At 71.7% G+C, this 13,493-nt stretch carries 13 protein-coding genes; 6 read left to right on the top strand and 7 right to left on the bottom strand.

Features of this window, described 5'->3' with window-relative positions:
• The 4 genes from ACIBKY_RS23325 (at position 1) to ACIBKY_RS23310 (ending at position 6,708) form a co-directional block, all read left to right on the top strand.
• Positions 1-1,089, top strand: a complete 1,089-nt coding sequence (locus tag ACIBKY_RS23325; protein WP_397099268.1) for a LacI family DNA-binding transcriptional regulator — start codon at positions 1-3, stop codon at positions 1,087-1,089.
• A gap of 89 nt (positions 1,090-1,178) precedes the next feature.
• Positions 1,179-2,564, top strand: a complete 1,386-nt coding sequence (locus ACIBKY_RS23320; protein ID WP_397099266.1) for a M60 family metallopeptidase — start codon at positions 1,179-1,181, stop codon at positions 2,562-2,564.
• On the top strand, positions 2,561-4,900 hold the full coding sequence (locus tag ACIBKY_RS23315; RefSeq protein ID WP_397099264.1) for a polysaccharide lyase 8 family protein: 2,340 nt from the start codon (positions 2,561-2,563) through the stop codon (positions 4,898-4,900). The genes ACIBKY_RS23320 and ACIBKY_RS23315 overlap by 4 nt, the downstream gene beginning before the upstream one ends.
• Entirely contained in the window at positions 4,897-6,708 is a 1,812-nt protein-coding gene (locus ACIBKY_RS23310) for a DUF2264 domain-containing protein (RefSeq protein ID WP_397099262.1), read from the top strand. Before ACIBKY_RS23315 ends, ACIBKY_RS23310 begins: the two co-directional genes overlap by 4 nt.
• Here the strand turns inward: ACIBKY_RS23310 and ACIBKY_RS23305 are convergent.
• A complete protein-coding gene (locus ACIBKY_RS23305; protein ID WP_397099260.1) occupies positions 6,689-7,246 on the bottom strand; it encodes a DNA-3-methyladenine glycosylase I in 558 nt (185 codons plus the stop codon). The genes ACIBKY_RS23310 and ACIBKY_RS23305 overlap by 20 nt on opposite strands.
• Entirely contained in the window at positions 7,243-7,764 is a 522-nt protein-coding gene (locus ACIBKY_RS23300) for a hypothetical protein (RefSeq protein WP_397099258.1), read from the bottom strand. Before ACIBKY_RS23300 ends, ACIBKY_RS23305 begins: the two co-directional genes overlap by 4 nt.
• Before the next feature lie 28 nt (positions 7,765-7,792).
• On the opposite strand from ACIBKY_RS23300, the gene ACIBKY_RS23295 reads away from it, so the two are divergent.
• A complete protein-coding gene (locus ACIBKY_RS23295) occupies positions 7,793-8,074 on the top strand; it encodes a hypothetical protein (protein WP_397099257.1) in 282 nt (93 codons plus the stop codon).
• Between the two features lie 11 nt (positions 8,075-8,085).
• Here the strand turns inward: ACIBKY_RS23295 and ACIBKY_RS23290 are convergent, their stop codons facing one another.
• From ACIBKY_RS23290 to ACIBKY_RS23275, 4 genes are all read right to left on the bottom strand, one after another.
• A complete protein-coding gene (locus ACIBKY_RS23290) occupies positions 8,086-8,670 on the bottom strand; it encodes a TIGR00730 family Rossman fold protein (RefSeq protein WP_397099255.1) in 585 nt (194 codons plus the stop codon).
• Positions 8,671-8,739: 69 nt separating this feature from the next.
• A complete protein-coding gene (locus ACIBKY_RS23285; RefSeq protein WP_397099253.1) occupies positions 8,740-9,504 on the bottom strand; it encodes a TIGR00730 family Rossman fold protein in 765 nt (254 codons plus the stop codon).
• Positions 9,505-9,762: 258 nt separating this feature from the next.
• Complete coding sequence (dapE, locus tag ACIBKY_RS23280; RefSeq protein ID WP_397099251.1) at positions 9,763-10,815, bottom strand: succinyl-diaminopimelate desuccinylase; 1,053 nt, start codon at positions 10,813-10,815, stop codon at positions 9,763-9,765.
• 13 nt (positions 10,816-10,828) lie between these two features.
• Positions 10,829-11,662: a 2,3,4,5-tetrahydropyridine-2,6-dicarboxylate N-succinyltransferase gene (locus ACIBKY_RS23275; protein WP_397099249.1), complete on the bottom strand. Its 834-nt coding sequence runs from the start codon at positions 11,660-11,662 to the stop codon at positions 10,829-10,831.
• A gap of 37 nt (positions 11,663-11,699) precedes the next feature.
• Between ACIBKY_RS23275 and ACIBKY_RS23270 the strand changes: the two genes are divergently transcribed.
• Positions 11,700-12,524, top strand: a complete 825-nt coding sequence (locus ACIBKY_RS23270) for a hypothetical protein (RefSeq protein ID WP_397099247.1) — start codon at positions 11,700-11,702, stop codon at positions 12,522-12,524.
• 249 nt (positions 12,525-12,773) lie between these two features.
• On the opposite strand, the gene ACIBKY_RS23265 is transcribed toward ACIBKY_RS23270, so the two are convergent.
• Positions 12,774-13,439 (bottom strand): DUF4178 domain-containing protein, encoded by a 666-nt coding sequence (locus tag ACIBKY_RS23265; protein WP_397099245.1) that lies wholly within the window; start codon positions 13,437-13,439, stop codon positions 12,774-12,776.
• Between the last annotated feature and the right edge of the window lie 54 nt (positions 13,440-13,493).

The raw sequence follows: 13,493 nt of genomic DNA, 5'->3' as shown, positions 1-13,493 counted from the left end.
GTGACCGAGGCGACCATCGCCGACGTGGCCAGACTCGCCGGCGTGTCCAGCGCGACCGTCTCTCGGGTGATCAACCGCAACTACCCGGTGGCCGAGTTGACGCGCGCCAGGGTGGAAGCGGCCATCAGCGAACTGGGCTACGTGGCCAACGCGCACGCCCGCGCCCTGGCCGGAGCGACGAACAGGACCGTCGGGATCATCATCAACGACGTGATCGACCCGTTCTACGCCTTCATCGCCCGCGGAGTGGAGCGCGAGGCCACCGCGCAGGGCAGGCTCTGCATCATCTGCTGCACCCAGGGCAGCCACGAGCAGGAACTGGCGCTCATCGACCTGCTGCACGAGCAGCGGGCCGACGCGGTCATCCTGGTCGGCGGCGCCTACGAGGACCGCGCCTACGCCACCCAGGTCGGCCGCCGGGCCCGCGCCCTGCACGCCAGCGGCTCCACGCTCGTGCTGTGCGGACGGCCGTCGGTGGGGGGCGACGTGCCGACCAAGGTCGTCGAGTACGACAACGAGGGCGGCGCCTTCGCCGTCACCGACCACCTGATCACCCAGGGGCACCGGCGCATCCTGTTCCTGGGCGGCCCCGCGCTCTTCTCCACCACCGTCGCCCGCCTGGCCGGGCACCGGCGCGCGCTGGAACTGCGCGGGCTGGACTACGCCGACGACCTCGTCCAGCCGGGCCCGCTCAGCCGCCGCTTCGGCTACGAGCGCGTCAGGGAACTGCTGGCCGAGGGCACCGACTTCACCGCGATCTTCGCGGCCAACGACAACGTCGCGGCCGGGGCGATGCAGGCGCTGGAGGCGGCCGGGCTCACGGTGCCGGGCGACATGTCCGTCGTGGGCTATGACGACGTCCCGCTCGCCCAGGAGCTCCGTCCCCGGCTGACGACCGTGCGCATCCCGCTGGAGGAGATGGGCCGCCAGGCCGTACGGCTGGCCCTCGGCGTCTCCGACGGCAGCGACTACCTGTCCCCCGTACAGACCAGCACCCGGGTCGGGACCAGCATCGTGGTCAGGGAATCCGTGGCCGCGCCGAAACCGCTTGCGGCTCCACGAGGCAGAAAAGCCGCAGGTCGCCGATAGAAACCGGTAGAAAGTTCCGGAAAGCCTTGACGGAGCCTAGTAAGCGCTTTCAAGCTCGGGCGGCATACGGCCCTGCCAAGGAGAACCCGATGCGAAACCTCCCACGACGTGGCTTCCTCACCCTCACCGGCGCCCTCGCGGCCTCCCCCTTACTGGCCGCCGCCGCATCGGCCACCCGCCCACCGGACCCGTCGACGGGAGGCGCCTCTTCAGGCGGTGCCTCCTCGGGGGGAGCGTTGTCCGGCGACGCTCTGTCCGCCGATCGGGTCGCGGGGACCGCCCGCCGTACCGTGGTCGTCCGCGGGCGGGTCGCGGCCGAGAGCGAGCGGCTGCGGCTGCAACAGGCGTTGCGCACCACGGACTTCCACCACACCGGTGTCTACCTGCCCGCGGCCGCCAAGCTGACCGTCGAGGTGACCGCCAAGGACGGGCTCGTGCCCACGCTGCACGTCGGCGCGCCCGACACCCACCCCGACGTCGCCTACAAGAACCCGCGCGCCTACCCGCTCACCTCCGGCGTCAACACCGTCGAGGACGCCGGGGGCGGCATGATCTACCTGTCCATGATCGGCTCGGGCGAGCAGGCCAGGGTCAGGTTCGTGAGCGGCGGGCTGGACGCGCCGGTATTCAGGCTCGGACGGACCACGGAGGCGGGCTTCCAGGCCCAGCTCGACCGGCTCACCGGCGTGCCGCAGGCCGAACTGGTCTCCGGGCGCGCCATCGTCACCGTCACCCGCGAGGGCATCCTGCAGTGGCGCCAGCAGGACCACGCCGCGCACCTGCGCCTGCTTGAGTCGATCATCGACGCGCACGCCGCCATCTCGGGGCTGCGGGCGCGCGAGCGAAGTCCGCTGCCGTTCCACCTGGTGGAGGCGCCGCGGATGCCCACGGGCGCCGGCGCGTACGCCACCCACGGCTGGACCGCCTACCCGCGCACGTACCTGGACCGGCTCCTCACCGTGGACGGGCTGCGCACGCGCGGCTGGGGCGTCTACCACGAGCTCGGCCACCAGCATCAGCAGATGGCCTACAAGCCGGGCGACCTGACCGAGGTGACGGTCAACATCTACTCGCTGGCCGCGCAGCGGGCGCTGGGGCAGCAGTCCAACCTCACCAAGCCGGATGCCAAGACGGGGCTGACGCCGTACCAGAGCGCGCTGCCGAAGCTGCCGGTGGCGGACTTCACCAAGCTCGGGGCGTTCGAGAAGCTCGTGCCGTTCCGGCAGCTTGAGCTGGCCTTCACCGAGGAGTTCTGGCCCCGGCTGCACCGGCTCGTGCGGGCCGAGAACCCGCCGTCGGACTGGACCGAGACCGCGAAGCGGTGGGGATACCTGGCCGTCTACACCTCGCGGATCGCCGGGCGGGACCTGGGCGGCTTCTGGACCCGGTGGGGCGCGCCGCTGACGCGGGAGTGGCTGGACAGGGTGGCGGAGCTCGGCCTGCCCGCCGCCGACCCGTCCGGGCTGAGCGAATGATCACCCGCCGGACGCTGCTGGCGGGCGTGATCGCGACGCCGATCCTGACACGCACAGACCCGGCCGCCGCCGCGGGACCGGCCGCCGGTTCGAGCGAGTTCGCGGCGTTGCGGGCCAAGGCGGTCGCCATGCTGGCCGGAGGGCCGTTCGATCCGGCGGATCCGGCCTTCGCGGCCCCGCTCGGGCGGCTGGACGCCGCGGCGGCGGGGTGGAGCGCGGCGATGGAGCGGGCGGCCGGCCGTACCTTCCTGTGGGCGGACCTTCCGCTGACCGGGGCGAGCGCCGACATCGCGGCCAGCTACCAGCGGCTGCGCACGCTCGCCCTCGCCTGGGCGACCAAGGGCACCGCCCGGTACGGCGACGCCGCCCTGGCCGAAGACGTCCTCGCCGGCCTGGACCTCCTGTACGAACGCTCCTACAACGAGACCAAGCGTGAGACCGGCAACTGGTGGCACTGGGAGATCGGCGCCCCCCGCGCGCTCATGGACACCTGCCTGCTGCTGCACGACCTCGTCAGCCCCGGCCGGCGGGCGGCGTGGATCCGGGCGGTGGACCGGTTCTGTCCCAACCCGGACCGGCGTACCAACCTCACGGACTTCGCCGAGACCGGCGCCAACCGCGCCGACAAGGCGCTGATCGTCGCGCTGCGCGGCATCGCCGGCGAGGACGCCGCCAAGCTGGCGCTGGCCCGCGACGGCCTGTCCGACGTGCGCGACGGCGGGCGGCGCTCGCTGTTCGCCTACGTGAGCGACGGCGACGGCTTCCACGCCGACGGCTCGTTCGTCCAGCACGACGTGGTTGCCTACACCGGTTCCTACGGCGTGGTGCTGCTGCAGTCGGTCAGCGCGGCGCTCGGGCTGCTCGGCGGGTCGGCGTGGGAGGTGCGCGATCCGAACGAGACGGTGATCCTCGACGCGGTCGAGCGTACCTTCGCGCCGTGGATCCACGACGGCCTGATGATGGACAGCGTGCGCGGGCGGGCGGTGGCCAGGCAGTTCGGGCGCGACCAGCACGCCGGGCGGGACACCGTGGACGCCGTGCTGCAACTGGCCGCCGGGGCGCCCGCCGCCTACGCCGCGCGCTTCCGTGAGCTGGCCAAGGGGTGGGTGAGCCGAGGCAGGTTCCTGGAGCTGGCCGACGTGCCAGCGACCGCACGGGCCAGGGCGCTGCTGGCCGACCGGTCCGTGGTGGCGGCACCTCGGCCGTCCGGGCACCACGTGTTCGCCGCGATGGACCGGATCGTGCACCGCAGGCCCGGATGGTCGTTCGCGATCAGCCTGTCCTCCAGGCGGATCGCCATGTACGAATGCGGCAACGGCGAGAACTACCGCGCCTGGTACCAGGGCGACGGCGCCACCTACCTCTACACCGACGGTGCCGAAGGCCGGGACCACTACAGCGCCGACTACTGGCCCACCGTGAACTCCTACCGCCTCGCCGGCACGACCGTGGACACCCGCCACCGCGACCCGGCCGTCTCGGTCAGCGGCACCGGAACCTTCCGCCCGGCCAACGCCTGGGCCGGCGGCACCACGATCGACGGCTACGGCGTCGCGAGCCTCGACCTGATGGCCGCGGGAACGACGCTGACGGCCAGGAAGAGCTGGGTCTGCCTGGACGACGCGGTGGTCTGCCTGGGCGCCGGCATCACCAGCACCGACCACCGGACCGTCGAGACGATCGTCGACAACCGCGGCACCACGGCCCGGCTCACCCGGCACGGCGGCCGGGCTCACCTGCGGGGGGTCGGGGGTTACGTCCTGCTGGCTCCCGGCGAGCTGCGCGCGCTGCGTGAGCGCAGGACCGACACCTGGCGGGCCATCGACGACGGCCCCGGCACCGGCGGCACCGCGGACCCGGTCGCGCGCGACTACGTGACGCTCTGGCTGGACCACGGCAGCGACCCCGCGGGCGCGGACTACGCCTACGCCGTCCTGCCCAACGCCGGGGCCGCGCAGACGTGGGCGTTCGACCGGGTGAAGGTGCTGGCCAACACCGCGTCCGTGCAGGCGGTCGTCGCCTCTGGCCGCTCGGCGGGCGGCGGGCGGCTGTTCGCCGCCACGTTCTGGAGCGCGGGCGCCGCGGGCGGAGTGAGCGCCGACGCGCCCTGCACGGTCCTGGTACGGCAGGCCGCGGGCCGTATCCGGGTGGCCGTAGCCGACCCCGGCCGCACGGTCCCCACGGTACGGCTCGCCCTCGGACGACCCGCGCACCGCGTGATCAGGGCCGACGATTCGGTGGCGGTCACCCTGGGAAGGAATGCGGCCCTCACCGTAAACCTGTCCGGCTCCGGTGGCCGGACGTACACCGCAGAACTGGCGATCGGCAGGACATGACCCCTTCTTTCCCCCTGAACCTCCCGCCCACCGACCGCATCCTCTCCCCGCGCACCGGCTGGACCCGCGCCCATTGGGAGGCGGTGGCCGACCAGTTGCTCGACGCCGTCGTGCCGTACGCCTCGCCGGGCATGGCCCGCTACGACCTCCCGGGGCGGGCCAGCTGGTCCGGGGTGCGCTCGGACGGGCTGGAAGGCTTCGCCCGCACCTTCCTGCTGGCCGCCTTCCGGATCGCGGGGGCCAAGGGAGAGGCGCCGCCCGGCCTGATCGAGCGCTACGCCGACGGCCTGGCCGCCGGGACCGACCCCTCGGCCCCCGACTCCTGGCCGGTGCTGACCGACTGCTCGCAGCAGATGGTCGAGGCCGCCTCGATCGCGATCGGGCTGCACGAGACGCGGGCCTGGCTCTGGGACCGGCTCGACTCCTCGGTACGGGAGCGGGTGGCCGAATGGCTGGGCGGGTTCGTGGGCAAGCGGACCTGGGACAACAACTGGATGTTGTTCCAGACCGTGTCGGAGGAGTTTCTCAAGTCGGTGGGCGGGCCGTACCGGCAGGAGGAGATCGACCGGGGGCTGGCGCGGATCGAGGAGTGGTACGTCGGCGACGGCTGGTACACCGACGGCGGCACCCGCAACTTCGACTATTACTGCGGGTGGGCACTGCACCTGTATCCGCTCATGTGGACGCGGATGTCGGGGGCGTCGGGCGAGGTGTACCGGGACCGCCTCCACACCTTCTTGACGACTTATCAGCACTTTTTCGGGTCGGATGGCGCGCCCGTGCACCAGGGCCGGTCGCTGGCCTACCGCTTCGCCGCCCTCGCGCCCGTCTGGATGGGCGCGCTGGCCGACGCCAGCCCTCTGTCGGCCGGGCAGACGCGGAAGCTGACCTCGTCCGTGGTCCGGCACTTCGTCGAGCGCGGGGTGCCGGACTCACGCGGCCTGCTGTCGCTCGGCTGGTACGACACGTTCCTACCGGCCACGCAGTCGTACTCGGGGCCCGCCTCTCCCTACTGGGCGTCGAAGGGCTTCCTGGGGCTGCTCCTGCCTCCGGAGCACCCGGTGTGGACCGAGCGCGAGCAGGCGCTGCCGCTGGACGAGCACGACGTCGTGGCCGCCGTCCCCGCGACCGGCCTGCTCCTGCACGGCACCCGGCACGACGGCCTGGTCCGGCTGGTCAACCACGGCAGCGATCACGGCGCCCCGCCCGACGATCCCCATTACGCACGGCTCGCCTACTCCACCCGCACCGGCCCCGACCACGGCCGGGCCGCCGACAACCACATCACCGTCTCGCCCGCCTCCCCCAGAGGCTCCATCCACCCGCTGACCTGCGAGGGCCGGACCGCCTCCTCCTACTACGAGAGCCCCGGCGGTGACCGCGTCACCACCACGTCGGTCGTGCGCGGCCCGTGGGAGATCCGCGTCCACGCCATCGCCGCGCCGGACGGCTCCACGGTGCGGGAGGGCGGCTACGCGCTCGCCGACGCCTCGCCGCCCGCGGTCGTGACCGGGGCCGGGTGGGCGCTGGCGCGGCGGGCGGACGGGCTCACCTCCGCGCTCATCGGCCTGTACGGCTGGCAGCACGCCACCGTCGTCCGCGACGTCGAGGCCAACGCCTTCGGCCCGCACTCGGCCACGCCCCGGCTGGAGGCGGACAGCCCGGGGACACACGTGACGCTGGTGGTGCTGTCGGGCGACGCCGTACACCCGACGGCCCTTCGAGACGCCATCGGCGTCGAGGTGAGCGAGGACGCCGTCGAGATCACCTTCCCCGACGGCGACACGGTCAGCGTCGCCCGGTCCTGACGACGCAGTCGGCTAGGTGGTCGTTGACCAGGCCGATGGCCTGCATCAGCGCGTAGGCGGTGGTCGGGCCGACGAAGCGGAAGCCGTGCTTCTTCAGCTCCTTGGCCAGCGCCTTGGAGCCGGGGGTGATGGCCGGGACGTCGCCCATCGCCTTGGGCACCGGGGAGTCAGGGTCGGCGTGCCGCCACACCAGCTCCGACAGCCCGTCCGGCAGGTCGAGCGCGGCTCGGGCATTGGCGATGACCGCCTCGACCTTCGCCCGGTTGCGCACGATGCCCGCGTCGCCGAGCAGGCGCTCCATGTCACGCTCGGTGTAGGCGGCCACCTTCTCGATCGCGAACCCGTCGAAGGCGGCGCGGAAGTTCTCGCGCTTGCGCAGGATCGTCAGCCACGACAGCCCGGACTGGAACGCCTCCAGCGACACCCGCTCGAACACCTTGTCGTCGCCGTGGACCGGGCGTCCCCACTCCTCGTCGTGGTAGGCGATGTACACCGGGTCCGTCATGCCGGTCCACCAGCAGCGGATCACCTCGCTCACGCGGCCCCGTCCTCCGGCTCCTTCGCCTTGTGGACGAGCACGTCGGTGGCCGTGGGCTGCTTCTCCGCCTCGTCCTCCGGCGCGGGCGCCGGTACGGCGGGCTCGTCCGGCGCCTCGGGATCGTCGCCTTCCTCGGCCAGCTCACGCTCGACGACCGGCGGCTCGTGCTCGGTGCGGAGCCCGGCGCCCGGGGCGGCGTACACCTCCTGCCGGGCCTGCAGCCTGCTGGACAGCAGCTCCGAGACCCGCTGCTCCAGCACGGCGATCCTGGTGTCGCGCGCGCTGATGGCACCGGCGGCGCGCCGCAGCGTCTCATCCACGCTCTGCGTGTGATATCCGACCAGGTTGACCGGCAGATGCAGCGCCATGAAGTCAACCGCCGTCAGTTGCCCGGACTCGGGCAGATCGAGCGGCGGGACGTCAGGCGGGAACTCGGTCAGCTCACCGCCCCTACCGAGGGAGACCAGCACCACGCAGGCGAGAATGGCGAGCGCGGCGATGGCGAGTACGACCAGCACATTGGCATCGTACTCATACGATCGAGACATGCAGCCCACACTTGTCGCCCCGGGCACGCGAGTCGACCCTTCCTGGACCCTCGCCGGCTCCCCCGCGGAGGCCGCCCGCCTGGTGGCGACGGGTGCCGTCGTCGTGGTCGAACTCCCCGCCGACCTCGACCCCGCCCTGGCCGCCGCCGCCGTCTACCGCTGGCACGGAACCCAGATCTTCATCACCCACCACCACGACGAGGTACGGCAGGCCATCGACATGACCGACTCCCTGGCCGGCCGCCGCCCCCCGGCCCTGACCCGCCGCGGCCTGGCCTGACCCGGGCCCGCTCAGGGAGTGGCTTCGCCGAGTTCGGCGACGGAGGGGCGGACCGGCGTGGTGGTGGCTTCGAGGTGGGCCAGTGCGTCGTCCACGGTGGTGGTCCAGGCGATCGCGTCGAAGACGTTGGCACGGGTGAAACCGGCGTCGTACATGTCCTCGATCAGGCGGCGGAGCGGGTCGTACAGGCCCCAGGGGTCGAGGACGACCAGCGGGCGGTCGTGGATGCCGATGACGCGGGCGGTCCAGATCTCGAAGAGCTCCTCCAGCGTCCCGATGCCGCCGGGCAGCACCAGGAAGGCATCGGAGCGGGCGTCCATGACGCCTTTGCGTTCGCGCATGCCGGCGGTGACGATGAGCTCGTCGGAGTCGTGGTCGGCGACCTCGATGTCGACCAGCACCTGCGGGATGACGCCCACGGTGTGCCCGCCGGCGGCACGGGCGGCGGCGCCGACGGCCCCCATGCAGGACACGGTGGCGCCGCCGCTGACGAGCGTGTGGCCACGCTTGGCCAGCTGGGTGCCCACGTCGGCGGCCAGGTCGAGGTACTTGCGGTCGATTTTCAGGCTTGAGGCGCAGAAGACACAGACATTCACGACACGCCAGCCTATGCGGCCGGGCCAGGGCCACGGTCCCGGCCGGGCTTGCCGTAACGGGGAGAAGTGCTACTGGGGCTCTACGGTGGGCTGGGAGCGCGCCGCTTCGCCCTCCGCGATGATGCGGACGGCCTCGTGGACGTCGTCGGTGAGGTGGATCAGGTCGAGGTCCTGGGCGGCGATCTTGCCCGTGCCCAGGAGCGCGTTCTTGATCCAGTCGACCATCCCGCCCCAGAACGACGTGCCCATCAGCACCACCGGGAACGACGTCACCTTGCGCGTCTGCACCAGCGTCAGCGCCTCGAACAGCTCGTCCAGCGTGCCGAACCCGCCCGGCAGCGCGATGAACCCGCACGAGTACTTGACGAACATCGTCTTGCGCACGAAGAAGTACCGGAACTCGATCCCGAGGTCCACGTAGTCGTTCATCTTCTGCTCGAACGGCAGCTCGATCCCGAGCCCCACGGAGACCGCGCCGTCCACCTCGGTGGCGCCCCGGTTGGCCGCCTCCATGACGCCGGGACCGCCGCCGGTTATGACCGCGTAGCCCGACTCGGCCAGCGCGCGTCCGAGCTCCACGCCCATCTCGTAGTCGGGCGAGTCGTCAGGCGTCCGCGCCGAGCCGAACACCGTGACCGCCGGCGGCAGCTCCGCCAGTTGCCCGAAGCCCTCCACGAACTCCGCCTGGATGCGCAGCACCCGCCACGGATCCATGTGCAGCCAGTCGGTGGACCCCTGCCGGTCGAGCAGGCGCTGGTCGTGGGTGGACTCGGGGACGAGGTTGCCTCGTACTACCGCCTGCCCTTGGCGGCGCTCGGGACGTGACTGCTTCATGCGGGTCACGCTATCCCCCTGGCCGGGCCATACGGGCGAATCCCGGCTTACGGCAGGGCGAAGGCAATCCGCCCAACCTCCTCGAAGAGGGAAACCGCAGGTCAGCGTAACGGTGAAACCTGTCAGAAAAATCTTTGAAGAAGGAGGAACCGAAAATCGCGAACCCTGCGTCTAATCGGCGAGGGTGCTGCTCGGGACTGAAAGTGGCTCTCCCCGCCAAATGGCCGGCGAGGAGGGTCACTTTCACGTTGTGCCCCTTTATGTCAGCCAGTTCAGCATCGCACGCTCGCTGTCGGCGATCTTCTCCAGCGACACGTACTCACCTTGCTGATGGGCCAGATTCGGATCCCCCGGACCGTAGTTCACCGCGGGCACGCCCAGCGCCGAGAACCGCGCCACGTCCGTCCACCCCAGCTTGGCCCGCGGCTCACCACCGACCGCCGCCGTGAACGCCGCGGCCACCGGATCGGTCAGCCCCGGCCGCGCGCCGGGGGCGGCGTCGGTGAAGCTCACCTCGAAGCCGTCGAAGACCTCGCGCACGTGCTCGCGCGCCTGCTCGATCGTGAGGTCCGGCGCGAAGCGGTAGTTGACGGTCACCACGCACGAGTCCGGGATGACGTTGCCCGCCACGCCACCGCGCACGCCGACCGCGTTGAGCCCCTCGTGGTACTCCAGGCCGTCGACCACCGGCAGCCGCGCCTGGTAGGCGTTGAGCCTGGCCAGCACCGGCTCGATCCCGTGGATGGCGTTCACCCCGAACCACGACCTGGCACTGTGGGCACGCTTGCCCGCCACGTGCACCTCCGCCCGCAACGTCCCCTGGCAGCCGCCCTCGATCACCCCGTCGGTCGGCTCCATCAGCACCGCGAAGTCGGCCGCCAGCCACTCGGGATGATCGCGGGCGACCCGGTTGAGGCCGTTGCGCTCGGCCTCGACCTCCTCGCAGTCGTAGAAGACATAGGTGACGTCGCGGTTGGGCGCCGGCAGCGCCGCGGCCAGCTTGAGCGCGACGGCCACGCCCGCCTTCATGTCGGTGGTCCCGCAGCCGTAGAGCCGCCCGCCGTCCACCCGGCTCGGCAGGTTCGCGGCGACCGGCACCGTGTCGAGGTGCCCCGCGATCAGCACCCTCTCCGCGCGGCCGAGCGACGTGCGCGCCACGACCGTCTCGCCCGACCTGTCCACGCTCAGGTACGGCAGCGCCCGCAGAGCCTCCTCGACCAGATCGGCGAGCGCCTTCTCGTCCCCGCTCACCGACTCCACGTCCACGATCGCGGCGGTCAGCGCACCGGCGTCCTGGCTCAGATCCAGCATGAGTACATTCCCTTCAGGCGTTGACGCCGTGCTCGCGCAGCACGTCGCTGAGCGCGGCCTTGTCGTGGCGCTCCCCCGGCTCCAGCTTCTTCAGCACCAGCACGCACGGCAGCCCGAACGTGCCGCCGGGGAACTCCTTCTGGCGCGTTCCACCCACGGCCACGCACCAGTCGGGGATGCGCCCGCGCCCCAGCTCCTCGCCGGTGTTCACGTCGATGACCGGGATCGAGGCCGACAGGATCGTGCCCGCCCCGACGACCGCGCCGCGCCCCACCCGGGCGCCCTCCACGATCATCGCCCGGCTGCCGACCAGCGCGTCGTCCTCGATCACCACCGGCACCGCGTTCGGCGGCTCCAGCACGCCGCCGATGCCCACGCCGCCGGAGAGGTGCACGTTCTTGCCGATCTGGGCGCACGAGCCGACCGTCGCCCAGGTGTCGACCATCGTGCCCTCGCCGACGTACGCGCCGATGTTCGTGAAAGACGGCATCAGCACCACTCCGGGCGCGAGGTAGGCGCCCCAGCGGGCGATCGCCCCCGGAACCACGCGTACCCCGTCGAACGTGGTCTTCAGCGGCTGCCTGTCGTGGTGCTGGAAGTCACCCACCTGCGACCTGGCCATGCCGAGCACCTTGAAGCTGAGCAGGATCGCCCGCTTGGCTCGTTCGTCCACCAGAACGTCGCCGTCCTCCAGCCGGGCGACCCGGGCCTTGCCGGTGTCCAGGAGGTCGATGGCGGAGACGATCACCGTGCGCGCCTCGGTGTCGGCCGGCGACAGCTCCGTCCTGCGCTCCCACAACTCATCGACCGCGGCCGGCAGCGGCGAGGACATGCTCTGGTGGCTCATGGCCCCGGAGCCTATCTGGCCGGGTAGGTTTTTCAGGGTGCGCGTGCGCTTCTCCCGTGGGGTCCTGACCATCGCGGCCATCGTCGTCGTGCTCGCGGTGGCCATCACCGTGGGCCTGTACAACCTGCTCAAGCAGGCCAAGCCGTTCCGGCAGGTCGAGGCCGGGTGCGTGGTCCGCACGCCGTCCGGGGAGCTGAGCCTGGACGTCGAGCAGGCGCAGATCTCGGCGACCATCGCGGCGGTGGCCGCGCGCCGCAGACTGCCCGAGCGGGCGGTCGTGATCGCCTACGCGACGGCGCTGCAGGAGTCGAAGCTCTTCAACGTCGACCACGGCGACCGCGACTCGCTCGGCGTCTTCCAGCAGCGTCCCTCGCAGGGCTGGGGCAAGCCGAAGCAGATCATGGACCCGGTCTACTCCACCAACAAGTTCTTCGCCGCGCTGGTCAAGGTGAAGAACTACCGCAAGATGCCGCTGGCGGAGGCGGCCCAGGAGGTGCAGCGCTCGGCCGGCGGCTACGCGTACGCGCCACACGAGGGCGACGCCAAGATCCTCGCGGCGGCGTTCACGGGGCGCGTCCCCAAGGCCCTGCACTGCACCTATCCCGGGCCGACCGCCACCCCCACGACCACCGCGCGCCCCCGCACCGAGGAGGCGCGCCGCAAGCTCGCCCGCGCGCTGGGCAGCACCGCCATCACCACGGAGCGCCGCGGATGGCTGGTCGCCGCGTGGTCGGTCGCCCATGCTCAGGAGTACGGCCTGCGCCGCGTCGACTACAGCGGGGTGTCATGGCGGGCCGAGGAGGTCAGCGACGGGTGGAAGCCCGGCGGCAAGTCCTCGACGACCGAGGTCGTCCTGTCCTGAACCCGCCCATCCCCGGAAGGGGAGCCGGTATTGCCGGCAAGCATCGAACGTTCTGGAAATTGCCCGCAATATCCCGCAACTTCGTGGAGTTGCCCGCAAACGCCTGGCCCGGAGCTCTTCCGGTCCTTCCCTGATCCAGCCTGAGCACAGGCCGCTCGCGCCGCACGCGGCGCACCCGGGCGAGGCGGGGCGGCCGGGGCGGTCGATTCCACGAAAGGCCACGCGGGCAGTGCGGATGACCAGAAAACGTCAGGAAGCGTGGCTGATGATGGATATGGAGCCCGGGGGCAGGGGCTGGGCATAGCTGGCGGTCCACGGGGAGCCCTGCACCCGCTCGAAGGAGAGCAGGCGCCCGTCGGCGGCCCGGTAGTCGGCGAAGTCCAGCAGGCCGCGGTCCGGGTGGCCGGTGTCCCCCTCGGAACGGAAGGCGGCCGTGCCCCGGTCCACGGGGAAGAACTCCACGCCCTCCATGATGATCATGCTCTTGGCCGGGATCATGCCCTGCGTGGGCACCTCGGTCCAGACGAGAACCTCCAGGTGGGGCGGATCACCGGAGACCAGGCCCTGCCGGATCTCGACCGTCAGCCAGCGGGCCCGCCGGGAGCCGTCGTCCAGCAGGTACTCGGTCCACTGCTGCCCCTGGAGCGCCACGTGCAGGGCGCCGAGCACCTCGGAACGCGCCCCGTGCACCTCGATCCGGTCACCCACCCGGATCTCGCGCGGATCGTCGTAGACGCCGGCGTGCGCCTGCATGCTCACCGGCGCGGGCATCGGGCTCTGGACGACCACGTCCTCGGACGGGGGCGTGGCCGAACGGCCCCTCCTGTCCTGGCGCATGGTGGCGACGAAAGCCCCAAGCAACAACAGGACGGTGGCGATGCTCAGCCCGAGTACGACCCAGGAGGTCATGCTCATCGTCCAGCTCGCTCCACTCGCGGTCTGCCTCGGCAAACGCCCTGTATCTACTTA

This window comes from Nonomuraea sp. NPDC050394, assembly GCF_044459065.1.
Classification (GTDB): domain Bacteria; phylum Actinomycetota; class Actinomycetes; order Streptosporangiales; family Streptosporangiaceae; genus Nonomuraea.
The sequence above is the reverse complement of the archived record's forward strand: the minus strand, read 5'-3'. Positions and strand labels throughout refer to the sequence as shown.